This window comes from bacterium (genome assembly GCA_040755755.1).
Taxonomy (GTDB): Bacteria; SZUA-182; SZUA-182; order DTGQ01; family DTGQ01; genus DTGQ01.
This window is the reverse complement of the sequence record JBFLZW010000041.1, coordinates 80,404-105,110: the sequence shown is the minus strand read 5'-3', so window position 1 is coordinate 105,110 and position 24,707 is coordinate 80,404. Positions and strand designations below refer to the sequence as shown.

The following is a 24,707-nucleotide window of genomic DNA, read 5'->3' as shown; positions in this document are numbered from 1 at the left end:
ATGAGAAACCCTGCTCCCCGGCTCAAGCATAAGGCAAGCCACCTCTCCTACCGGGATATGGGTGCGGACACCAGTCTTATCTACCAGGACAAAAGCGCCATCCAAAACATCGAGGTTCCCTTTTTCGACAAATAGGATAGAGATACGATCCTTCGTCGGAATAGGCTTAACCGGCGGCAGCATGGTCACGCCCTCGCCAGGGAAAGAAGCCCGCAGCCAAAACTCTTGGCAGGACCTATTCCCCTCTGCACGAGGTTAAGCAGTTTTTCAGGAGACCTGACGAGAAGGATGCCGGAAAAGGTTACGGTTACTATCTTACCCGGCTGGTTATCCTTGCGAAAGTAAAGGATTCTCTTGCTGAAAACCTGGGCTTCTTCAAGTTCCGCCGCCTCATTTAGTTTACCTGCCAGCCAATCGATTAATGCCGTTTCATCAATGAGGGGTACTCGACAGCGGGCTTGATTCAGCCGTTTCGTCGGGTTGGCGCATACGAGAAAGCGCAGGAATTGGCCCTCTCTGAAAGAAGGACTTACTCCCTTGGTTCGCAGCAGTGAACACCCGTGAGGCAATGACGCTCGATTAGGAGTAACATCCGATTGCATTATAACCTGTGAGGGTTCTCCCTTTTTCCCTGGATTTACGCGGAATAAAAACGGGCGATTGCTATCGGGCATCCCAGGAAAAGCCTGCCAGAGATGCCGATGAATTTTATAGGGATTTTGAGTCAATGACCAATCCATGGAAAGTTCACTTAAGTGCATCTTGGCCTCCTTGTGCATGAATAAAAACGGAGCGTGTGGAAAATTGCCGCTTTCCGGTGAACAGAGGCATGTCCCGCATAACCAGACGATTTGAGCTCCCTTCTGCTTCTTCGCTGTAAACAGTGCCGCGTTTGGGCTCAATCATGGATAAAGCAGCTAAAAGGCTATTGGCCGAAACAACGGAATGGAATAACGGCTGTCCCAAAGGACAGGACCGCCGCCCTAAAAAGGGTGTGTAGACAGGACATTGGATATCCTTTTTAACAGCTTCCAGGCTAAAACAAGCTCCTTCCCTGAATTGCATGGCCACTGTAAAGCAAATATCATAGAGATATTCACGCCTTGAAACTACCGGATTCTTGTTAACCGTTCCATCCACCTTGCGGGCATCCATAACCGTATGAAAATCAATAACCTTTCGGACCGGGTGTTTGCTCTCATCAGAACGAACGGCAAAGATGAAGCTGTCTGATAAGGCTTGCTGCCTTGCATTATCCTGCCGGTCTATTCCCAGGCAGGCAGCTAATAAACCAATCAGGCCGCTGCGGGATGGGAAAAGGCTGCTTGGCCGATAGTCCTCATAAGTATGTCCCCCCCAGCTTTGCATTACCCCTTGTAATCGCAAAATTAAATACTCTCTCATATCTCATACACCTCATACTCCGTCATTCATAACCCATTTTTTCAGTTCTTCCAAAGTGGCTTTTTTAGGCTCAAGAGCAGTATTCCATAGGGAAAAGGCCGCCTTTCGATCATCAAGGCCAAAGCCAGTATAAACCCGATCCATGTAATCTTCGAAAGCCTTGATAGAGGGTATCAGATATCCTCCCTTTTTCCGGTCTCTTTCAACTGGCTGCTCAAAAGCATTGGCTGCGGAAAGCGGCATGTCGCTGAATGAGGTCATGACCATATCCGCTGGGTTGAAAGCCGCAAAAGAATTTTGTTTGGCAGTCGGTACAACTGTAGATAAAAGATGCACCAGGTGAGCTGCCACGACAAGTGCCTCCGGTCTTGTGGCTCCTCCCATATTAGCAGCCAGTTGCCGGATATTCAAACTGGCATATCGGTAGAAGACTCCGGCACTGAATTCCTGGGTATTCAGATGTCCGGCACCAACTTCACCTTCGTCTACCACCAGATCATCAATTGCAGTAAACCAGTCAATGTCCGCATCAACGGCATGTGTGGTTATGGCATGACTGAGTGCCAGCGCACCGTCGATGGAACTCATGAGGCCGGAAGTAGCCATCCGCCCTGACAGAGCGATATCAATAGAGTTTGACATGGCCTTGAGTAAGGGTCCAGACTCTTTCTCAAGCAGTTTTTTCAGGCTTTTTTCATCTAAATCTTCACCTTGAGCTTGGGCTTGCTGTATGACTTTGCAAATCCTCTCCACCTCCATTATACTCCAGGGGGCAACTGCCTGTTTTCCCTTGGTATCTTTATCATCGGAGTCTTCTTCACCTTTATCATTATCTTTATCTTTTTTGTTAAACTTTCCTGCACCAGCAATCCTGTCTATCACTTCGGACACGAAGTCGGGAGAAAAGCTATCTTTAAGCTGTCTTGCATAAATCTCTTTCAATCTGTTCAAATCCCGCGTCCGAACAGAGGGCTCGCCCAGATTATTCAGGTAATACTCACTCTTGCGTATGGCTCTCTTCAGGCACTGGCTTGAGACCCGTACCCGCCTGACACCTCCGAATATGGCGGATTTTTGCATATTCATGTCATCGCGGTTCAAACAGGAGGGGTTATGGGATATAATTACGTGAATATTAAGGAAGTTTTTTTCGCTCATCTTTCTCTCCTCAAGTCAATTGTTTTTCTCATTATTTTTCAGGTTTGGCTGCTAGAAAATAATCCTCAAGAATATGCCGCTTGGTGTTGTCCCCCCAATAATAAAGCATCTTCCCAAACTGCTGCCAATCGAGAGAGGGCTGGACCTGTTGCAGGATTCGCCGCAGGTAAAGAAAATCATTGGGATAATTGGACCTGATAATTTGAAATAGACGCGCCTCACTTACCTTGGCCTTAGCCAGTTGTGCGCCCAGACTGGCGGCACCGTCGGTCTGCCTGGCAAATGGCAGCAGAAAGATGATGCGTCGCCACTGCCTGTCCGCATGTGCTCCTGTCGGCAGCAGGCGATAGAAGGAAGGCAGCCAATCCAGTTCATCAGGATCACGCACTCTGCGAATTTCGGCACGCTGACCATTGCTCAAGGCACTGTCGAAGCGGGTTTTCAGCTCAGCAAAGTTAAACTCAACAAAATTAGTTTGATCCTTGGTTGTTAAAGCCTGTTCACTCATAGGCAACCCTTTCTTTAGCTGATGGATAATTTGTTCAAAGCGCTGTTAAGGCTTCGGCGGCTCAGGGCAAATGCTCTGATCATTTTCGGATCGTGGCGGTAGGATTGAGTTACCTCTTCGAAAATCTGCCTGGCCAGAGAGCTCAACTGTTCCAGTAAATCTGCTTTGATCCTTTCCCCTTCCTGCCACTTCATGGTGCGCAGGGTCTTGTGAATGAGGGGTTCAGAACTTTGATAAAAACGCTCTTCAGCCTGGGATGGAAGACCAGGTACATGGACCTTTTTGGCAAAGCCGAAGAGTTTTTTTCTCAGTTCATCCTTAACCTTAAGGCCCAAAGCAATCAACTCCTCCACCTTGTCCATGTTTTCAGTCCAGCCTGCAGGCAAGTTGAACATCTCATGCCGCCGCTGCAGAACAGATGCCTGATTTACCCGGTAGCCGCCAACAATGAGATTGATCTCTTCACCAAAAAATACCTTCCGAAATTGACTGACCACTGCCGATGGAACATAACCTGCCTTTGCAGGTTGGCCTGCCTTTGCAGATCCAATTTCTCTCTCTGTTAAGAAAGTGTTAAGCTGGGTCCATGCCGGGGCTGTAGTGGTAAAGGATGCATATTTTTCCTCTCGTGTGCCTTTGGCCAGCTTCCACTCTCTGGGGCTGTGGGGGTGAAGCCATATGCCTTGAATTTCATATTTAAATTTTTCCTTTTTAAACCCTATGGCCAGCTTATGCGTGACCTGGTTGCAGGCTTGGCACTGGCTCTTGCTATTTTGCCATTCCACCTCTACATGTGCAGGCTGCCAGAAAAGTCCTCTCAACAACCCTATTTTATGGGGATAAATGACTTCCTGACTCTTTATCTGATCCACCCACCCTGGCTGGTTATTGCCATCAAGAGAGGACATCGACTGCTGATCCCCGGTATTTCGACTCAGGATGTTTCGCCATATAGTTGAACGCAGGCTTTCACCATACACCAGGGTGGTTAGCGGAGCGCTTCCGCGCAGACTCCCTTTGAATCCACCTCCAAAACTTGGGCAGTTACTGGCCTGATTGAAGAGTGCAACAGCCACACAGGCAGGGCAGGCACGGGAAATCTCATCGGGATCATTAAAAAATGAGCGATCGTAACCGATAAAAAGCTTTTGCATGGGTGTAGATTCCTTGGCTTTGACTCCGCGTGTTTGCATAAAAGGATGTTTTGGGTGATCCAAAACAAACATGTCGAGGTATTTGGATACCCTTAAGGAAAACTCCTCCTCATCCATTGGGGTTGCCAGCCGCTGGCGAACTTCCTTATGGCTATCCGGCGGGAAAATCACCTGAACAAGGCAAATTACAAGCTGCAGCGCAGCCAATTCCATATCATCCCTGAAAGAGCACAGTTGCCAATCAGCATCCTGGCACAGCACATCTTTCAGGGTGACGTGCTGAAACCGGCCTTGATGAAGTACCGGTATCCATGGGTCAATGAGTAGATTCATAGTTCACCTCTTTCTAATCCGAAATCCGGATGATAAGTAAACGTGGATTTTTTTATTCTGGATATCCATCCGCCATGTGAGTCTGATTCCATAGGCAAATAATACAACCCATCCTCACTCTCTGGCAGGGAATACCGCCATGAGTGAGGGGCAGGAATGGCTTGCAGATTCAGAGCCTCGTCGACTTCCCGCTCATCAATGCTGTCCAGCGCAGTACCGTCAAGGAAGCAGTGTCTTCCTTTCTTCATCACCACCGGTATGACACTCAGACTCATTTCCCCATCGCGGGTAAGAGCAGCCACATTGCCGTCAGTATCAGCAAGCAGATTGGCATCCGCTCTGCCCAGGTTCAGAGCGCAAAACCTTTTTGCGTCTTCGCTATCCATAAAGGTTTGATGCGCCATAGTAATATATTCAGGCTCCTGTGGCCAGCTCTCATCACCATAAACTGCCTCAATCCATTCGCGATAAGCGCCAGGGAAAGATATTATTGGGGAGCGCTCCAGGAGTTTCTGAGTACGCCAAAGGACCTGGATGTCTCCATAGATTGCCGTATGTCTGCCGTAATCCTCTCCGATTGGAACCAGGACAATGCAGCGGGCCGGTTCAAAACCGGCAGGGCGCTGCCGGGAATGGCGGTGTAACCTGCCAAGACGCTGAAAGAGCAAATCCACAGGACAAAGTTGAGTGATCATCCAATCAAAATCAAGATCCAGACTTTGCTCCACTACCTGCGTCGCTATCAGAATGCGCCCCTCGTTATTTTTTCGCTCTTTCCCATAGCCTGATAAAACCTGTGCTTCGATTCTCTGCCGATCACAAAAACGAAAGCGGGAGTGAAACAAGTCTACTCCGATACCAGAAATTTCCCTGAGCCTTCGAGCCAGCTTTTGCGCCTCGGCCACCAGATTGCAGATAACGACTACTCTCGCCCCTGATCTGGCTGCATGGACAATTTCATCAAGCAAAGACTGCTGTGGCAGCATTTCCTCAGATTTCTCGCACAAGACTTCCACCTTGTACTCTTCCAGAAGCTCAGGAGACTCCCATATACTTTGCCCACTCTGTCCGCTTTGCCCGCTATTTCCAGCATGACTGACTAATGGATAGGCATTTCCCTTTTCTGATTCATTGCTCTGCACACCCCAGACTGCAAAGAGTTGTTCCCTGCGTCTGGACGGCAAAGTGGCGGATAGTAAAATGGCAGAACCACCCGCCATACGCTGTGCTTTTAAAACAATGTCCAAAAGGCCATTCATATAGCTGTCATAGGCATGAATTTCATCAATGATCAGGACACTCTTGCGGACCCCGAATGCTCTGATAAAGTGATGGCGAATGGGTAAAACAGACAAAAGCACCTGATCGATCGTACAAACTCCAACCTGTCCTAAAAATACTCTTTTGCGGCTGGCGGCTAACCACTTGGCACATTGGGCGAAAGCTTCTTCCCCACCTTGGACAGATGTTCCATAGGCTCTATCTTTCAACTGAATAAAGTCGCGGTTGAATCTGGCTTGCCCGTGTGCCAGAACTACATTCCCACCTCCAGGGAAAAGCTTCCCAGCGACTTTTTCAAGCCTTGACAACATGGCATTGGCGGTGGCCTGGGTAGGCAGGGCAAATATGATACTGTCAGCCAATCCTGCGGCTAAGAGCCTTGAAGCATAGGCAAGTGCAGCTTCGGTTTTTCCCGATCCGGTAGGGGCTTCAATGAGGGTCAGTCCAGGCTCTTTGGGCCATTCATCCGCAAGGGACTGGATACCTCTCGCTGTAAGTTCAGGGAATAGCCTATTCATGCCGCCTGTCCGGCAGGGGCTTCTTAACATACCACTGGCATACAGCGCCTTTTCAGCCAGCGTTTGACGGTTCAGGAAATACTCATTTAAGTCCTGGTCCGGCTTATCTTCATAAGGGAAAAAATCAGTATTCGACCCCAGCCAATCACAAACAGAGCAGAACCCAGCCAAGCGCTCAGGAACAAGAGGAATAACAGGCGGAACATCCCCTCGCTGGATGCCTCCAGGTGTAAGGAAGAGCTTGCGAAGCATCTCACTCCACTCACGCCGGGCTTGCCGATTATGTTCAATTACCGCATCATCGGCTCCTGGTCGAGAAATTTTTCCTGTATACAAACCTCTTCCGTGATGCCCGAAAACGGCTATCATCCAATACTGCAGGGCTTCAATAACCTCGCCATCGAATCCAAGGTCAGGCAATTCTCTGATAAACCAATTCAATCCTGCTGATCCATGGTCAAAATCTTTCGCCTCAGAAGCGTCGGCTTCAGAAAATAGCGGATTGAGGTTAAGTGCAACATCTCGTGCCTTAAGCTGAAACCGTATGTCAAACTTACCCAAGTCATGGAGCGCAACAAAAAACAATACCCATGCCTTGAGTATATGCTCTTCAATACCATCGCCACTGCGAAGAAAAGAGCGCATCAGGGCTTCATCCGCTTTCAGCCAGTGGGCAGCTACCGCAGCTACGTCCAAAGAATGATATGGCAATAAGTGAAAGGTCGGGCCACTCCCCTCTGAAGGTCGGGCCTTACCCCAGTAATCCCAGTAACTCATAATATTCGATGAAGTACTCATTATGTTCTCCGTTTTCTGTCAAACTCATGACTGATTTATTTGATACCTTCAAGGAAGTATATACTCTTTTGTATATTATCATGTGGCAAGGCACAAAAGCAGATTATCAATTATAATTATAGAATAACTCTTTGCAAGGTATGATAGCAAGTTAATTCCCTCTAGTATATTTTAGTATAGTTGAACTGATAAGAGGGCCGATAGTGTGACTTTAGCCAGATATTCTGAGCCCTTTTCCAGACAAGAGAATCTTTCACATCATTTTTTGAAATATACTCGAAATATCCAGATAGGGACGAAAAGTGAAAGCAGGAATACAGGGAGGAATGCAAGCAGGAATCCAAATCAACCGAGTTTAAGCTATGCACAATCAAAAGGGAGCAGGAGACGCAAGAAACACAAGAAACACAAGAGACACAGCAGACACAAGGTACACAGGAGAGAGTCCATGAGAGCAGAAAACGACCGATGGAACGATGAGCCGGAAGATCCCGAGAAAGGAAAATCCTCTCCAGGGGGAGGAATCTGGAAGCATCTTCTGGTAATTTTCATATTAACCATAATCTTCTATGAGCTTTTTCTCTTTGGAAGCCAGAAAAAGGAATATCTTGAAATCCCCTACAGCGAATTCAAGGAGGAACTGGCGAGAAGAAACGTTAAGGAGGTTATAACCCGGAATGAAATAATCACCGGGGAGTTTTTTCAGGCGATCTTCCTGTCCAAAGCTCCGCCTGTGGACGATGAGAAGGGATTCCGGTATTTTTCGACCCGGATTCCAAAATTCGGTGATCAGGACCTGATGCGGGAGCTGATCAAGGCTGGAGCAACGGTCCGGACAGACAAGGGAAATGAATGGATTTTAAGCCTGATGATTTTTGTCGTGCCCTGGTTTCTGATCCTCGGATTCTTCTGGTACACCAGCAAGAAACTGAACAGCAGCCAGACTGCCCTGTTCAACAGATTCAACAAATCGGGTGCCAGTCTGTATAAGAAGACCAAGAGCAATATTACCTTCAACGATGTGGCGGGCCTGACCCATGCCAAGCAGGAGCTGATGGATATTGTATCCTATTTGAAAGAGCCGAAAAGGTATGAGCGGTTAGGGGGGAAAATCCCGCGCGGGGTGCTTTTGATGGGGCCGCCGGGGACAGGGAAAACCCTGATGGCCCGCGCTGTGGCCGGAGAGGCCGATGTTCCTTTTTACTCCATTTCCGGCTCGCAGTTCATTGAAATGTTTGTGGGAGTCGGGGCATCGCGGGTGAGGGACTTATTCGGAAAGGCCAAGAAAAATGCTCCGAGCATTGTGTTCATTGATGAAATCGATTCGGTAGGACGATATCGGGGGGCGGGGCTGGGAGGCGGCCAGGATGAGCGGGAACAGACCCTGAATCAAATTCTGGCCGAGATGGATGGATTTGGTGAGCATCACTCGGTGGTGGTTATTGCAGCCACCAATCGTCCGGATGTTCTTGATCCTGCTCTGATCAGGCCGGGAAGGTTCGATCGCCAGGTGGTTATCGAACGGCCCCACCGGGAAGGCAGATTGCAGATTCTAAAGGTCCACACGCGAAAGGTGCGGCTTGCTCCCGATGTCAATCTGGAGCTTCTGGCCCAGGGGACACCCGGATTTTCGGGAGCGGATCTGGAGAACATGGTCAATGAGGCAGCCATAGATGCCGCCCGGCAGAACAAGGACCAGGTATATATGGAAGATCTGGAAAAGGCCAAGGATAAGGTTATTCTGGGGGGCTTGCGGGAGGATCTGCTCAACGAAGAGGAAAAAAGGATTGTCGCCTACCACGAGGCCGGGCACACCCTGGTGGCCAAGTCCTTCCCTGATTCGGACCCCATCCATAAAGTTACCATCATTCCCCGGGGACGTTCGCTGGGTGTTACCGAACAGCTTCCCAAGGAGGACCAGCACAACTATTTTCAATCCTATTTACTGCACCGGCTGGTGATCAACCTGGGGGGCAGGGCTGCTGAAAAGCTGGTGTTCAATGATGTTACCTCCGGTGCAGAAAATGACCTCAAGCAGGCCACACAGCTTGCCCGGCGCATGATCTGCCATTGGGGAATGAGTGAGCGGCTGGGGCCGGTAGCGTTCCGGCACGGGGAAGGGCATGTGTTTCTCGGCAAGGAGATTGCTCAGGAAAAGGACTACAGTGAGCGCACAGCGGTAATTATCGATCAGGAAGTACAGGCCCTGCTGCAAGCCGCCTTGCGGCAGGCAGAGAGCATTCTCAGGGAAAACCGCCGGACACTCGATAGACTGGCCGGATTACTGATCGAGCGGGAAGTCCTCAGTGAGGCGGAAATACAAGCGTTGATAGCTGAAGCTGAAAGAGAGCCGCAGGAAACAGACGACGGGAAGCGGAGCACCACGGCAGTGCCCGGTTTGGCTTCCGGCAGCGTTTGAGCACGTCCTGGGCATCAGCGTGCTCAATTTCTGACCCCGGAAGAGTCATGCCCTGCTTCCGGGCGAAGGTTGAGGGAATCGGGGGATTGCCGGGGGAAGCCCTGTATTCTGCCACCTCCCAGGCTCTGAACATATTCACTCTGTTCAATAGCCTGGCTGGTACTGATTTTGCATTTTACCCGATTGAACGATCAACAAGAGAAGGCGGTTTTTCATAAAAGAGTGAAAAATTTATTTGGCCGGATTCCCAAAAAGCTGTATAATAAAAAGTAAACTCAATCATAATAAAAACACCATCTGAGAGGCATACCATGAACATTATAGCTGCTCTTGCCATCCTGTACGTGATAATCGGAATCAATTGCATCATCATGGAGCCCGGTCAATTCTATCGGAATCACTCACTGGATGTGCCCGGTATGCTTATCTCTATGGCCCTCTGGCCGCTGCTGTTAATCCTGGACCGGCGCGGTCTTTCGATAAGCCTGCTTTCCTCCGGCAGGGAAGAGCCTTGTGAGGGACACAGCGAGGAAGAAATCGCGGGTCTGAGTGTCCATGTCCAGCAGGCGGAAGACACCGATTCCTGTCCTGTCACGTCGAAAAAATTCTGGCCAGAATATCATCGACCGGATAGTATTGCCGGACCATCTGCTGAATCTGCGTCCTGTAATCGGGGTTGATCCTGTAGGCTGTCCGGAAGCAGCGGACAAACTGGTCAAAAGCATGGAGATAGGCTGTCTCCTCCTCCACCACTTTTGACTTCCAGAGCCAGTAGCTTCCTACGGAAAGATTGATTTGTGCCGACTGCGGCATAAAATACACCGCCCGGCCAAACCCCTCTTCGGCCTCAGCGAGTAAGGACGATAAGGTACGCTGGTCCGCATCGATCAGCTTTTCGGGCCTGACTTTCTGCCAGGCCATATTTAAATGGTAGTGAGGGTTTGCCGGATTCAACAAGATGGCTTTCCGTAAGGCCAGAAATATGGGGTCATCCCCTGTTTCCCCGCGTTTTGCCGCATCATCCTTCAACTGAGCAAACACCCTGTCAACCAGTGCCCGATCATATTCATCCTGCTGCCGCTCATGCTGCTGCTGGCCCCCCTGTTGCTCGCTCTGTTCCAAAAGTAAAGCCAGCCGGTAGAAGTACTCTGCATTGCCGGGTTCCCGGGAAATCGCTGTACAAACTTCCTCCAGAGCAGGTTCTTTGCTTTTTCCCAGGGTACTGTCGGGCAGAGTAGGCAAAACCTTTTCAGCCTGATAGGGCTTCCACACCAGTACTGCCGCCAGACTAAAACCCGCTGTGCCGAGCACGGCAAGCGGCCAGCGAAGCCAGCCGGGAAGATGCAGGCTCATCTTATCCGATTTCCTCTGTATCCGCTGCTGATCTTGCGGGGCCGTGCTTTCCTCTCTCCTGGAGTGGCGGTTGCAGGTGAGCGCACTCAGCGTGATTCCCGCTGCCATGCCAAAGAGCAGGGCATTGGCCGGGATGTGCAGGTTAAAATCGGTAAAACTGTGGAGGGCCAGGGAAAGGATGGCCCCGATACCGCCAAGGCCGATTCCGAGGCTGACACTGTTTTTCCTGTTTTTCCAGAGAGAGAGAAAATGTCCCAGGCAGAACAGGAGGGAAAGAATCACCATCCCAAGTCCTATACAGCCCATCTCGGCACCCAATTCCACCCAGTCATGGTGTGCGTGGTCGATCACCAGATAACTGTCCTTTGGCCCCTGATATCTCCGGTAGGCTTCTCCAAAGGTCCCCCAGCCGGTACCAAGCAGAGGAAAATCCCTCACAATATCCAGAGATGTACTGGCATAGCGGAGCCTCGTTTGAGCATCGTCGTTTATCTGCCCGAACCGTTTGATGGTCGTATTCAGGCCGGTTATCAGCCCGTATCCCAGAGCGATGAGCACGATGGCCAGTCCTGCCAGCGCATATTTCCTTCCCCTGCGCCGGAAAAACAGGAGGGTGCTCATAACGATAAAGGCCGCTGCCAGTGAAAGGATGCCGCCACGGGACCCGGAAAGCATAAGGGCCAGGGTCATGATGGACATGAGAAAGATCAGCAGCACTTTTCTGGCCTGCTCATGATCGTCGATATTCAAAGACAGCAGAAAGCCCCTGATCCCGCCCGGCCCGCCGCCTTTTCCCCTTCTTTGATTCTCCCGCTCTCCCCCGCCGCCGGAGATGGCCACAAGAAGCCCAAAGGCAATCGGTATGGCCATTTCCAGTAACCCTGCCAGGTGATTGCGGTTAATATAGGTGCCGGTGACACTGTCGCGGTACCAGATCTTTTCATACCAGAAAATCCGATGATACTTTCCCAGGTACATCAAGAGCCCATAGATTGCCTCGATGGAGCCGATCAGCACAAAAGAGCCTGCCAGGGCCTTGATCCGCTCCTTTGTGTCCGCCCAGTTGATGATCAGGAAAAAAGCTCCCGCATAGGCCAGGACCTGAAAAAGACCGATCTTCGAGCCGTAAGGATAGATAGACAGGGTTATGAAAGCAGGCACTTTCCCCCATGCCTGGCGGTAAAGCCCGTATGTTCCCGGAGAAACCATCTTCACCCACGAGGCAGGCCAGGGCAGGCATTGAATAACGATCAGGCCGATGAATGACAGAATAAAATAATTCAATGGACTTTTGCGTACCGCAAGCTCTCTCCCGCCCCCGCACACCACCCCTCCCCTGGATTCAGACCTCATCACCCTGCGCTGAAAGAGCTGCTGCATCAGCCAGCACAGACAGAGCCCAAGGACCACGATCTCCATCAGGGTAAAAGAAAAAATGTGCACCGACCCAAAGGCCAGCGGGCAGTAAATAATCAGGAATATCAAGCCGTATTTTATTATTCTATCCGACAAGCAGCTTACCTCTTCAGCAATTCACGCAAACTTCCTTCCTTTAAGGTGTATTTCCGATCCTGAGCCAGTCCACATACAGATATTTTTCCCCATATGGATTCTCTGCATTCACCAGGCTCAAAGAAACCTCGTGTTCCCCCTCTTCCACCCAGGCAGCAAACCGGAAACTGTCCCAGGAGAGCGAGGGAACAACCTGCATGCCGGCAGTTAAACCGTCTATCGTCAAAACCATGACAGGCGGTGAATCGGGCCGTCGGCATTTGGCTCTGACGGTAAAGGCATACTCGCCGGGAGCCCCAAAATATACGGTATCGCTGATATAATTATTGCTGCACAGGGTCCAGTAGTCATGGCTGCGGCATCTGATGAGGGGTTGGCCGGGTGTGCGGCAGCTCATGTTCTCCGCCTGAATGAGGATTTCCTCTGCCGGGGCTTTTTTCTCCTGCATTGTCACGCCAAGATAGTGCAGGACCGAGGATGCGTATCTTTTTGCCCTTGCTTCGTTAAATCCTCCCCGCGCCCATTCTGCGGGCCATTTTACCTGATCGATCAGAAAAAATCCCTGGCCATAGTCCAGCTCGATCAGGACGTTTGGTCTGGTCCAGGAGATCACCCGAAAATCCCTGTTTCCGATATCCCCATCCCCATCGTTAGTTGCATCCTGAACCTCAAGTGCATAATCTGCAATTCCCCGGTCAAAGTCAGCCCGATCGTACCGGAATTCCGAGTGCGGCTCGACCCAGTATACGTCCCTGTTGTAAAGGGCCAAGTACACGGCGCGGAAATTGCCCGGCCAGTTTGCAGGGGCGGCCACATCCCTTTCTCTTACCCCTACCGGCATCTCCTCCGGCTGTATCTTTTTCAAATCGACCGGCAGAACCTTCTGCACCCACCGGATACTCTCTTCATCGATTTCGCGCAGGAGAACCTTTCCTCCTGCTTTGACAAAGGCCAGGATTTCATCCCGGTCCTGGCCAAAGTGCTCCCAGTTTGCGCCCTGGCCGTCAAACACCATGATATTTTCGCCCCTGCCGAATATCCCGCCCACCCTGATCGAGGAGGACGTCCCGCTCCTGGAGGATCGAGTCTCTATCCTCTCCTGCTCCTGAGCGGCAACCTGGTACGGGCTACTTTTTGCGCGTGCTTTTTCCGCCGCATACGACAGGATGTTTTTTAACAGCACCCTGGCCATCGGTTCGGGCTCCCATTTCTTTATGGCCAGCATCTGGCAAAAAATCATGGCCCCTTCCTGCCGGGTGATTTCCAGAAGGGGGGAATAAATCAGTCCTCCCATGCCGCCGCTATCCACAATGCTCCGATAATTCCCGGACTCCGGCAGGTTAAGATCATAGCGCGAGATAAAATTATCGCTGCCCCAAAACCGCAGGTTTTCAGCCGTCATTTCTTCATTGAGAAGGGGATGGCCGCATCGTCCGGGGAAAGCCATAGTTGAATGGTGCAGAGCGTTTGCCGTAATCCCGCCAGGCAGCCAGGCAGGGAGAAATTCCTGCTCAAAGGCGATCAGTACCCCTCCCCGGCTTACGAAGCGGTCAATCTGCTCCTGCCAGGGGGGCTTGACGCCGATCGATGTCTTTTTCCCTTCCAGACAGGAGAAGGCATTTCTGCCCAGAATCAACAGGCCAGCTTCAGATGTGGCGGGGGATGTTGGGTGGGGGGGATGGTTATTATCAACTTTCCTCTCGATAAGGGGGAAATGGGAACCATCGGGTTCTATCCTTTGATACTTGACTCCGGCCCTGGTCAAAACTTCGGCTGTCGTGCCATCCGGATCGTACAGGAAAATGGGCGTCCCACAAAGGGTATTGGCAATTTTTCCCACATCTTTCCGGTATCCCCATATGTCCCATGACTTTTCATCCCGTATCCGTCCATTCTTGCTCACCTTGACCTGCAATTGCCATCTTTCCCGCTGAAGCCCTGGCTGGGTGACTTTGGGGATTTTGAACCTCATGGCTGTTGCCTTCCTGTGCCCGGGAGGAAGAAGAAAGGTTTGCCTGCCCTGGGCTATGCAGGCTATACCGCTCTTATCTGTCCCGCTATCCGAAGCTGGCGATGATGATACTACCTGCCACTCCAGGATGAAGGCATCTCCAGCCTGCCGGTTATCCCCAACTGGGGAAAGATACTTCAGAGGCAGGGACTCCAGAGGAAAACCTTTGCTTCTGTCTCTTCGTTCATCATTGCAGACAGTAACAGTCCTGGTGACTTCCTCATCCTCCCAGAATCGGTTATTATGCTCTTTGATAAAAACCGCAACCGGCTGAAAACTCTCCTGACAGGCACGATACAAGGGGTTATCCTTTCTCTCTTCGCCGGTTATCACCCAGGGACAGACCCCTGAGACACCTGCCTGCCGGTAGGCCTCGAGGTAATACCGCCAGACAGCTCCTTTCCGCTCCTCCTGCCGTTGCCATTGCTGCTGCTCTTGGTGTCGTTGCTGCGACTCCATCTGTCCTTGCCCCTGATCTTTATCCGCTCTCCAGTCCTTACTCGTATATGCATCATCACCGATTAAAATGGTATACGGGTCAGGTGTGGTGGTTGGCAGGTAAAGCTCTTCTCCCAGATAGAGCGGCTTATCTTTTTTCCAGCAGAACCTGTACTCCGGCTGCCATCGCCACAGGGAGTCAAGGTATATCCCTTTACCCTCCCAATCCCGCTTTGGCCACTCTTCCTGCAGGCAGACGTCATATGCTCTGGCATTCCAGACCGCTGACCCGTCGCCTGCAATGGCATTGCCGCCCACTGTATCTTCCCCAATAACGGAGCTCCGGTCCATTGGCTCATCACCGGCCACGGCGCTCCGGTCCACCGCCTCACCACCTGCAGCCGGGGCAGCCTTTTTCTTTCCTTTCCGGCTTCCCCCTCCCTTTGCCTGCTCCAGCCACCATGCGTCATTCGGCAGGCAGTTCCAGAAGGGAAATTCGTGGGGGTAATGCAGGTTAATGATATCACCCAGGCCAAAGCAATCCATACCCCCTTCATACATGATTGGCCGCTGGGGATCAAGCCGCCTGACCTCCATGCCAAGCTCCATGAACCGGACCTCTCCGCCGCGGCCTGCATCGTATTCCACGCTTTCGTTCTCGATGCACCAGATGATGACACAGGGGTGATTTCTGTCTCTTCTGACCAGCCCCTGCCAATGCTCTCTGGCATGCTGCCAGAATTCGCTGGTAAATGAGGTATCGTATCTGCCCACGTATGATCCATAGATGGCCGACTCCACAGTTACCAGCATTCCTTCTTCATCGCACACATCCAGTATGAAGGGTGGCGGCGGTTCACTATGGAAACGAAGGTGATTGATATGAGCCTCCTTCAGATGATGAATCCTTCGCCTCAGCTCATCTTCCGTCAGGCTGTTGTCGTAAATGATGGATGCCGCCTTAAGATTGATCCTGTCTCCATTCAGAATAAAATACGGCCCTTCGGTTCGCCAGTCCCGCAATCCGTACCGGACCTCCATCTCATCAATGACGTTCTCAGCAACGCCTTTCCCCTGATTCGGCGATTTCCCCTCATCCAGAGACTTCCCCTGGCCGGTGCCTTCCTGAAGAGTAACTTTCATCTGGTACAGGAATGGGTGATCGAGGTCCCAGAGCTGCGCATTTTCAAGCTCTGCCTCGAAGATGAGCCAGGTCTGTCCTTCGGCAGCCTGTACATACTGCTCACCCTGCAGATTCTGCTCAAACTGCTCGACGGTGGCCTGGCCGATTTTCCGGTATTGTGGGGTCCGGTGTTTTCCTGCCCCGGCTTCATTCAACAGCCCCACCTCCCGCAACCAAAAGGTCACAGTCAATGGCTTCCTTTCGGATATTCCCCATCTTGTATGGGAGCATTCACTATCCCTCTTGAGGGGAGAGGGCCGGGGCGAGGAGGAAAATCGCTGCTCTAAGTTAATGACATTGCCCTTGAGGAGTGAGCCTCCATTACTCTCCTCCCCCTTGAGGAGGGAGGCTGGGTGGGGGTGATGGTTATTTTCACCCTTCTCGTCCGCCTTCCCGTCAGGCTTTGCTGCCCTCTGCCCGCCGCCTGTGAGGTTGGCCTCGATCCCGACCTTCACCCTGATCTTGTGCTGGTCAAGCTTCGGCTCGATGATCACTTCCCCGATACGAATATCGGGGATGGCTTCCAGATACACCTGGCCGCAGATTCCAGCCCTGCGGTGACTGCTGCCGATCGGGGCAATGATCGTTCCCGGTTCGGGAAATCCCGGATAGCTTGGCACCGCATAATCACCCGCCGGGATGCCCTGGGCTTCCCGCAGGGGATTGATGTTCCCGGAGGAAGACCCATAGCCTTGCCCCTGCCCCTGGTATTTCCCTGCCCCGATGGCCTCTGCGCTGATGGCCGATGTCCAGTCCTGCACACCGACTACCAGCTCGTTTTCCCCTGTCTGCAGCAGGTGGCCGCACTCCAGGGAAAAGGGGAGGTATCCGCCAAAATGCTCACCTGCCAGCCTGCCGTTCAGGTAAATCCTGGCCAGGTGGCGAACATCGGTAAAGGTCAGCCGGAGGGACTTTCCCTTTCCTTCCGCTGACAGGAGGCGGTTATCCAGGGAGAATTTTTTTCGGTACCAGGCGCAGTGGTTTGGTTCCCGGTAATGCTGAATAAGCGGCAGGCGGCCGATCCTTTTCCAGGCAAGCGTTTGCCATTGCGAGCAATAGGCAGCATAGTCAAGATCAGGTGCTTCGGCGACTTCCCAATCCTGGTTCAGGACCATTCCCGGCCGGGTCAGGGGTCCCCTCTCTGCCTGGGCCGGGGACGTTCCTCCTGCCTGTGCCACTGTTATTAACTTAAAGGTGGATATTGAGTCCGGGGCAGCGTTTTTCTCCCTCGCCCCTCTGGGGAGAGGGCTGGCAGGGAGACCCTGTGGCAGGTGAGGGGCGGCTTTCTTGGTAAGTAGCCTAAAGTGACTTACATTGCCCTCCTGTGCCAAGGACGTTCCTGTCTGTGCCAGAGACATTTCTGACTGCCGGGCCGGGGACGTTCCTGCCTGGATCGCCGACTGAGCCGTCTTGGCCACACTATCAGGAGGCATGAAGAGAAAAAGTGGCAGCACGGAGAAGAGAACTAACACCACGGTGAGCAGAATCGGTACCACCCAGAGCAGAACCGGCAAGAAAAAAGCCAAAACCCTCTGGCTTTGGCTCCTCCGGAAATCAAGCATCAGGCAAATACTCTGCTTCAACCAGCTCAAGCAGTTAATATGCTCCTTCCCGCTTCAAGGTGACAAGTACGGTTTTAAGCATAATGTAGAAATCATACCACAAAGACCAGTTATCGATATATTTCAGGTCCAGCTTGACGATTTCGTCAAAATTGGTGATCGTGTTTCGCCCACTGATCTGCCACAGTCCGGTCAATCCGGGCTTCATGGACAGCCGCCGTTTATGCCACAGGTCATACTTTTCCACCTCATCCAGCGTCGGAGGGCGGGTGCCGATCAGCGACATTTCCCGTTTCAGGACATTGATGAACTGGGGCCACTCATCCAGGCTGAATTTTCTCAAAAACTTGCCGACCCTGGTGATCCGGGGGTCATCCACCATCTTGAACACCGCTCCCTGGAGCTGATTTTTGGCCATCAGTTCCGCTTTGCGCCGCTCGGCATCCTGGTACATCGACCGGAATTTATACAGGGTGAATATCCGGCCATTCTCTCCCATCCGCTTCTGTTTGAACAGCACCGGCCCCCGGGACTCAAGCTTGATGGCTGCCCCGATTACCGGATACAGGATGAGGAAAATCGTAAAACCCATAATCCCGCCCACAAGGTCAACAATGTTTTTCACCATATGATCAAAGGGGCTGAGCTTGACCGGAGAATAGGTAATGAGGGGTATCCCGTCGATATTGCCTAAAAACGTGCTGGAAATCCTGACCGCAGGATTGGCAATGGCCACATGCGAAGATATGCCCATGGCCTCGATGTCGAGGATAATGCCTTTCAGGTCGGCAATCTCTTTCCGGCTGGTGCAGAAAATGACATTGTCCACCACCTCCCGCAACAGGATTTCCTTCAGATTCGCAAGCGTGCCCAATATGGGATATTTTTGGGCTGGAGGGAAGTTGCCTTCATCGTCATTGTCATCCTCTTTAATCAGGCCGTCGACCCGAAGACCCCAGTGAATATTCTGTTCGATACTCGAAGTGATCCTGCGGGCCGCCTCGGTCATGCCGACAATCAATGTCCGGCGGTAATTGTACCCCCGAAGCCGAAGATCAGTCAGCCTTCGTTTGATGCAGATACGAAAGAGCGACTGCAGGCTCACCGAGATCAGGACAAAGTCCAGCATGAAAAAGCGGCTGAAATGCTGAACCCGCAGCAGGTAGACTATCAGAGTGATAACCATAAGATTAATGAGGTGTGAAAACAATATCTTGTTCGCGCACTGCCAGAATGTCTTGTAGTGAAAATCGTATACCCCGTTCATCGAAAAGCTGTACGGGACAATGAAAGCTGAAACGAGCAGCACCCAGACCAGGTTCTCAAACCCCGGACTGTTGCCCACACCCCCCAGGAGGGTAGAGCGTAACATGATCGAGACGTAATAGGCAAACAGGAGTATCATCACATCGACCAGCATGATCGCCCGCTTGATCCCGTATGAGTAGTGCTTGAGCATTATCGGTGTCCCCCCTTACCTGCCCCTGTGACCGCTATAAGTTAGTAATGGGCTGGTGTAACTGTTCTTGTATACCGTGCTCGATAATGGATAATTTATCTGGAAATGTTCAGCAGGGTCTGTTCATGAGAAAATTCAAAGACAATCCAATCACATCAGGCCATAATCCCGGAAGGAAACTCAGATCCGTATAGTATTCTTGTCGGAACAGGGATGTATTTCCTTCGAAACAAGGCCTCCATTAATTGCTCTTCGGTAGACATCGAGCGTTTGATCGGCTATTCGGTCCCAATTGTATCGTTTTTCTATCTGCCGCATCATTGCCTGCTTCTCATCCTCCGGCAGGGGCTCTTTGAGGAGAAGCTTTATCTTTGCCCGCAAATCAGAAATATTCCCGTGATGGAAGTATCTGCGGCTGCTGAGCCCGATTTCCCTATGGGCCGGAATGTCCGACACCAGCACTGACAGGCCGTAGCTCAACGCTTCGAGCAGGGCCAGGGGCAGCCCTTCATGATAGGAAGGCAGTACAAACAAGCGGGCGTGATGATAAATCTGGTTGAGCTCCTCGCCGGTTATAAAGCCGGTAAGAACGATCCGCTTATCCTGCCTGGCTTTCTCCCGTAAGGATGCACTATAGGGAGTTTCATGATCGGCATCACCTGCGATTACCAGCTTGAAATCGCTCCCGAAGTTGCCGAAGTTATCGGTGAAATTTCCCGTGAAAGCGTCGATAAGATCATGAAAGCCTTTTTCAGGGACAAACCTGCCCACGGTTAAAATATAGTTACCGGGAAAAAGGCCACATTTGGCAAGAAAATCTGTCCGGCTGCTCTGAGAAGGAAACTCTACCCCATTCGGAATGATAACCGCCTCCCGATGGCACCGGGTGCGGATGATATTTTGAATCACCCGGGAGATGACAATCACTTCATCAGCATACAGCCCTCCCAATTTCTCTCCGAGCTTCAAAATAAACTTTGCTCCCTTCCCCCATTTTTGCCGGTCATAATCCGGGCCATGATTGGTCACAACCACCCGCAGGCCGAGCAGCCTGGCCACCGGAGTCAGAAGCGATGGCCCGATAGCATGAATATGGACGACGTCAGGCGAAATCAGCCGCGCCCTCATCAACCCGATGAAGGTGTGAGTGATCGCTTCCAGGCTTTTATTTCTGGGAGCATAGCAATGGATTAAGTTGATACCCTTATAGAAAGGTGTCTTGTCTTTCACATAGGGCGTTCTCGTACAGAGAAAAACCGAGTGGCCTCTGGCAGCGATTCTGGGGTAAAGCTGCTCGCAGTGGCGCTCAACCCCTCCCTGGATGCCCGGTATCCCGCGGGTGCCCAACACCAGGATTTTCAATTTATCGTTACCACTCAACATTCATGCGCCTTCTGGGGGGCGTGACTTGTGGACAGATGGAGTTTTTTTCTGATAATCCACTGGAGGGGAATCCCGATCCGCTTCTTCATGGCCGGGGCTGCACTTCCGATCATCCAGCAGTTCTTCTGGCAGTTCCTGATACTGGCCCTGACTTCCTCCGCTCTCCTGCCATGCCATATCTCCTCGAAAGACTGCTCTTTCAGATTGCCCATCGACAAAGGCTCATCGAGACCATTACACGGCAGGATATCCCCGCAAGGGTCCAGGAAAAATACATCGGTGCCCACTTCACAGGGAAGAAAGCGTTTTCCGCCCCTGACATAATTGGCCAGGCCGGTGTTAAAATATGCCCGGAACCATTCCTTGACTCTCCGTGATTTCAGCATCTGCTCAGCCAGCCATTCAAATTCACCGGCAACCATTTCCGGATCCTGGAATCCGTTGTCTTTCTTGTGGAAGTAGTAGGAATTATGGGTCGCCGCAGTAGCAAACTCTATTCTCATGGCCTTGGCCAGCCGGTAAAGCTCCTTCATGTCCCTGGCATTCCTGTCCGAGACCGTAATGCCAAATCCAATATCTTTCATTCCCATATCATGCAGGCACAGGAGCGTTCGCAGCCCATGATCGAAGCCATCCCTGATCCCGCGAAGCTCGTCATTGGCCGCAGGCAGCCCTTCTATAGAGATACGGATGCCAATACGGTTGCCGTATTTTTCAGCCAGGGACAGTATCCTGTCAGTGAAATACCCGTTGGTGCTGATTACCAGACGGGCGGTTTTGGGAAGAACAGTCTTGATAATTTCCTCCAGATCTTTTCGCAGAAACGGCTCGCCGCCGGTGATGTTGAGAAATTTCAAGCCGGAAGGGATCCTGGCCATGATGTCCGGCGTAATCTCGGCTTCCTGCCTGGTCGGGTACTGCCAGGTATTGCACATATAGCACTTTGCGTTACATCGATAGGTCACAATAATACAGGCTTCCATGTATGTACTCTGCTCCTTGTGTCTCTCTGTGGATTATGGGGGGCTTTCGCTTTATGATGGAATTCTCGCCCAGGAGATATTGAGCTCAGGAAGATGTTTTTCTCCCTCGCTCCGCTCAGAGGGCTACAATTCTCCCTCGCCCCTTTGGGGAGAGGGCTGGGGTGAGGGGGCTTTTTGGTAAGTAGCCTCATGCAAATGAAAATGCTCTTGAGGCAGGGAGCCTCTGTGGCAGGGGATGCTGGGTAAGGGTGAATGAGAGAATCCACCTTGGGTAGTGTAATAATTGGGATATCCCTCAATAACTTATCCAGGTTTCAGCCCTGGCTTATGGGATAGGCCCGACACCTCTCACCCTGTGTGTGTCACTGCTGGTATTGCCAACCAGGGCCTCAGGGAATATCCGCCCAGAGAAAATAGTGCGTTTTGGTGTGTTTTGATGGGAAAGGATTTTCCTTTGCCCTTCTCTTGCTCTTGGGCAATGATGTGTATACGCCGTATCGACAGTCTCATGTCGAGCAGGCCAGGTCTCGGAATGGTGGTAACGACACCTTCCGGGACCGACTAGCTTTTCTGTTTGGCTATTTCAACTAACTGCCGGTTCATATCTATGAGCATCTGTATGATGGTATCCATTCTTTGATTTAATTGAGTACCTGAGTTGTCAACTCTTTGTCCAAGGGTATCAATTCGCTGGTTTACCTGTCCGATTTCAGTATCAATCTTTTGGTTCAACTGGCCGATTTCCTGCCTTACCTGTCCGATTCCAGTGTCAATCTTTTGGTTCAACTGGCCTATCTCTTGTCTTACTCCCCCGATCTGAGTATCAATCTTTTGGTTCAGTTGTCCGATTTCCTGCCTTACCTGTCCGATTTCAGTATCAATCTTTTGGTTCAGGCACCGGAAATCCTCTTCCCGCTTTTGCTTAAGCTCCCTTACATCTGTTTTTAATTCAGCTACATCCGCCTTGATTTCCGCGCTTCGCTCTTCAAGTACCTCATAGATTACTTCCAGCGATACTTTCTTGACTACCTTTTTAGCCATTTCTTTTGGGAATGTGATCTTAGGTATCATTTCGATGCAGCATTTAATGGTTCGATTTCGCCTAAAAGAAATCGGTCTAACTCAGATTTTAAAAAACGGTATTCACGTCCTGCCTTATTTGCTCTTATCTTACCCTGATGAACCATTTTCAAAAGAGCAGGCTTAGAAGTTTGCAAGCACTCCATAGTTTCTGATGTGGTCATAGTTCTTTGTTTATTCATTGAATTTTGCTTTTTAAAACGATTATTTTTTATCATCTTTCATCACTTTAATCTATTTTTACCTCTATATCAAGAGAGAAATTCACTGTTCGGGATTAAAACTCAAGCCCATCCCCCTGGCCTTATTCAAGCGGATGGAAGCCGCTTCCACGATAACTACGGCTGCTGCCCGCATTCCAAAGGCTACCCGAAGGGCGATCCCTGATTGTGCACTTTTCTTGTAAGCATGCTCGACCAGCCAGCACAGAGTCAGGAAATAGCTACTTCTCTCTCTTCTACCACGCTCGTAAAAGAATTGATCACAAACTCTTTTGCATCTAAAATTTCTAAAAGCACTGGCTCTCCATCCTTAGTGAGGTGAAGAATAAACCGTCCCGATTCCTCGGCATGATCAATGGGTTTATCGGATAATTCTATCAGGAGGGCATCTACGTCCTTGCTATATCTAATCTTTCTCATATCGTTCCTTTTTGCCGGGGTACAGAGTTATTACTAAAATATGCTCCGGCTTATTCTCATAAACAACTCTCAAAACATGCTCTTTATCTAATTCCTTCTGAGCAATTAATCTCCCTTTATATCCCCTATCGATTTTATCCGGCGAAATTATCACCTCATTCACAAAATCCTCATCAATTATAATACCATGTTTTTTTAATATTTCTACTTTTAATACGGCATGACTGCTAAGCTCTATTTTTTTCATATCTGAACGCCTTGATTTCTTACTGAACTTTCCTCATCCTGCCTCTTGTCGGATAAATTCCCTCCAAGAACCTGATCATAGATCTTCAATAGTTCCGAGCAATGCCGGGTGAGGGAGTATTCCCGCTCAACCTTCTTTCTGGCCTTATACCCCATTTCCCGCCGCAACTGCGGGTGAGTAATCAAATCCTCCATTTTGGCCGCCAGTTCCTCAATGTTCCCCATGCTAAACAGGTATCCCGTCTCTCCATCCTCGATCTGTTCGGGAATCCCTCCTATCCGCGAACCAATAACAGGCTTTCCCATAGCCATAGATTCCAGAACCACCATAGAGCAGTTTTCATTCCATTCAGAAGGCACAACTACAAAGGAAGACTCATCAATATACCTTCTCAACTCTTCACCAGCCTTGTACCCGCAGAATTCAACGTTCCGGTATTCTGATCTCAGCGCACTTTCCAGAGGGCCGGTTCCGATAATCCTGATGGGGAAGGAGGATGAGAGAAATTGGGTGTATGCCTTGAGTAAAGTTTCAATTCCCTTCTCTCTCGACAACCGCCCGAAGTAGAGAATATATCCTTCATCTTTCCCGCTCGGTGAATACCGTTGAAGATCGATCCCATTATGAAGTACGAAAACCTTTTGCCCCTTGAGCCGGTTCTGACTGACCAGATCAGCTAAAAACCGGCTGGGAGAAAGGAAAAGGTCTACTGCCTCATAGCTCTTTGCCCATGCGTGCCAGTAAGCCTCACAACTCAATATCAAACTCTTAAAAAGGGAGCCATCCAGGCACCTGTTTTTCACAGCCTTCCAAAAGTACTGCCCCTGACAGTGGTCACAAATGGCTTCGTTACTTATCATGAGATAGGAGGGACACACCAGCTTATAATCATGCAGGGTCAGAATTACCTTTACCCCGCTTTCGCGGAGGGCAGGGATAATCGAGGGAGTGAGCTGGTGGTAAATGTTGTGCAGGTGAGCCAGCGCCGGGCGCTCTTGTGCGGCAAGGGTTTGTATTTTCCGTATCGCTTCAGGATTTGAGATGAAATCCCTGGCAATCTTTGCCCGGTGGCGGAAGCCACGAGCGGCTGTATTGTAATCTACATTGGAGACGAAAAAATCAGCGTATTCCGACTCAAGGTTTTTGGGGTGCTGCATTGAAAAATCGATGACTTTGAACCCTTTTTGCTTGAGGAAGTCACGCTCCTGGAAGAAAACGGTTTCCGAGCCACCATTGAGGTAAAAGAATTTATTGGCGAGGAGTATGGGAGGCATGAATATTA

Annotated in this window: 19 protein-coding genes; 2 read left to right on the top strand and 17 right to left on the bottom strand. The window is 50.7% G+C overall.

Features of this window, described 5'->3' with window-relative positions:
- The 7 genes from AB1611_13440 to cas3 all read right to left on the bottom strand — a co-directional run.
- The coding region (locus AB1611_13440) for a subtype I-E CRISPR-associated endonuclease Cas1 (protein MEW6380592.1) at positions 1-183 on the bottom strand (183 nt) is incomplete at its 3' end.
- A gap of 2 nt (positions 184-185) precedes the next feature.
- On the bottom strand, positions 186-761 hold the full coding sequence (cas6e, locus tag AB1611_13435; protein MEW6380591.1) for a type I-E CRISPR-associated protein Cas6/Cse3/CasE: 576 nt from the start codon (positions 759-761) through the stop codon (positions 186-188).
- Positions 748-1,404: a type I-E CRISPR-associated protein Cas5/CasD gene (gene cas5e, locus AB1611_13430; protein ID MEW6380590.1), complete on the bottom strand. Its 657-nt coding sequence runs from the start codon at positions 1,402-1,404 to the stop codon at positions 748-750. The genes cas6e and cas5e overlap by 14 nt, the downstream gene beginning before the upstream one ends.
- 12 nt (positions 1,405-1,416) lie before the next feature.
- Positions 1,417-2,562 carry a type I-E CRISPR-associated protein Cas7/Cse4/CasC gene (gene cas7e / locus AB1611_13425; GenBank protein MEW6380589.1) on the bottom strand — a complete coding sequence of 382 codons (1,146 nt, stop codon included), beginning with the start codon at positions 2,560-2,562 and terminating at the stop codon, positions 1,417-1,419.
- A 31-nt stretch (positions 2,563-2,593) separates the two neighbouring features.
- On the bottom strand, positions 2,594-3,070 hold the full coding sequence (casB, locus tag AB1611_13420) for a type I-E CRISPR-associated protein Cse2/CasB (protein MEW6380588.1): 477 nt from the start codon (positions 3,068-3,070) through the stop codon (positions 2,594-2,596).
- A gap of 14 nt (positions 3,071-3,084) precedes the next feature.
- The gene (casA, locus tag AB1611_13415; protein ID MEW6380587.1) at positions 3,085-4,557 is read right to left on the bottom strand and encodes a type I-E CRISPR-associated protein Cse1/CasA; all 1,473 of its coding nucleotides are present in this window, start codon (positions 4,555-4,557) and stop codon (positions 3,085-3,087) included.
- Complete coding sequence (gene cas3, locus AB1611_13410) at positions 4,554-7,154, bottom strand: CRISPR-associated helicase/endonuclease Cas3 (protein MEW6380586.1); 2,601 nt, start codon at positions 7,152-7,154, stop codon at positions 4,554-4,556. The genes casA and cas3 overlap by 4 nt, the downstream gene beginning before the upstream one ends.
- A 448-nt stretch (positions 7,155-7,602) precedes the next feature.
- Here cas3 and ftsH point away from each other — a divergent pair, with 448 nt between their 5' ends.
- Positions 7,603-9,573, top strand: coding sequence for an ATP-dependent zinc metalloprotease FtsH (gene ftsH, locus AB1611_13405; GenBank protein MEW6380585.1), 1,971 nt, complete (start codon positions 7,603-7,605; stop codon positions 9,571-9,573).
- Positions 9,574-9,884: 311 nt separating this feature from the next.
- Positions 9,885-10,253: a hypothetical protein gene (locus AB1611_13400; GenBank protein ID MEW6380584.1), complete on the top strand. Its 369-nt coding sequence runs from the start codon at positions 9,885-9,887 to the stop codon at positions 10,251-10,253.
- Here the strand turns inward: AB1611_13400 and AB1611_13395 are convergent.
- The 10 genes from AB1611_13395 to AB1611_13350 form a co-directional block, all read right to left on the bottom strand.
- A complete protein-coding gene (locus AB1611_13395) occupies positions 10,165-12,438 on the bottom strand; it encodes an O-antigen ligase family protein (GenBank protein MEW6380583.1) in 2,274 nt (757 codons plus the stop codon). The two genes, AB1611_13400 and AB1611_13395, sit on opposite strands and share 89 nt — an antisense overlap.
- Before the next feature lie 40 nt (positions 12,439-12,478).
- The gene (locus AB1611_13390; GenBank protein MEW6380582.1) at positions 12,479-17,662 is read right to left on the bottom strand and encodes a glycoside hydrolase family 2 TIM barrel-domain containing protein; all 5,184 of its coding nucleotides are present in this window, start codon (positions 17,660-17,662) and stop codon (positions 12,479-12,481) included.
- A gap of 4 nt (positions 17,663-17,666) precedes the next feature.
- A complete protein-coding gene (locus tag AB1611_13385) occupies positions 17,667-19,091 on the bottom strand; it encodes a sugar transferase (protein MEW6380581.1) in 1,425 nt (474 codons plus the stop codon).
- Positions 19,092-19,271: 180 nt separating this feature from the next.
- Positions 19,272-20,474, bottom strand: coding sequence for a glycosyltransferase family 4 protein (locus AB1611_13380; protein ID MEW6380580.1), 1,203 nt, complete (start codon positions 20,472-20,474; stop codon positions 19,272-19,274).
- Positions 20,468-21,457, bottom strand: a complete 990-nt coding sequence (locus AB1611_13375) for a radical SAM protein (protein ID MEW6380579.1) — start codon at positions 21,455-21,457, stop codon at positions 20,468-20,470. Before AB1611_13375 ends, AB1611_13380 begins: the two co-directional genes overlap by 7 nt.
- A 561-nt stretch (positions 21,458-22,018) precedes the next feature.
- The gene (locus tag AB1611_13370) at positions 22,019-22,498 is read right to left on the bottom strand and encodes a LeoA/HP0731 family dynamin-like GTPase (GenBank protein MEW6380578.1); all 480 of its coding nucleotides are present in this window, start codon (positions 22,496-22,498) and stop codon (positions 22,019-22,021) included.
- 26 nt (positions 22,499-22,524) lie between these two features.
- Entirely contained in the window at positions 22,525-22,755 is a 231-nt protein-coding gene (locus AB1611_13365) for a helix-turn-helix domain-containing protein (GenBank protein ID MEW6380577.1), read from the bottom strand.
- Positions 22,756-22,968: 213 nt separating this feature from the next.
- A complete protein-coding gene (locus AB1611_13360; GenBank protein MEW6380576.1) occupies positions 22,969-23,178 on the bottom strand; it encodes a DUF2283 domain-containing protein in 210 nt (69 codons plus the stop codon).
- The gene (locus AB1611_13355) at positions 23,165-23,425 is read right to left on the bottom strand and encodes a DUF4258 domain-containing protein (GenBank protein MEW6380575.1); all 261 of its coding nucleotides are present in this window, start codon (positions 23,423-23,425) and stop codon (positions 23,165-23,167) included. The genes AB1611_13360 and AB1611_13355 overlap by 14 nt, the downstream gene beginning before the upstream one ends.
- Complete coding sequence (locus AB1611_13350) at positions 23,422-24,699, bottom strand: glycosyltransferase family 4 protein (GenBank protein ID MEW6380574.1); 1,278 nt, start codon at positions 24,697-24,699, stop codon at positions 23,422-23,424. The genes AB1611_13355 and AB1611_13350 overlap by 4 nt, the downstream gene beginning before the upstream one ends.
- Positions 24,700-24,707: the final 8 nt, after the last annotated feature.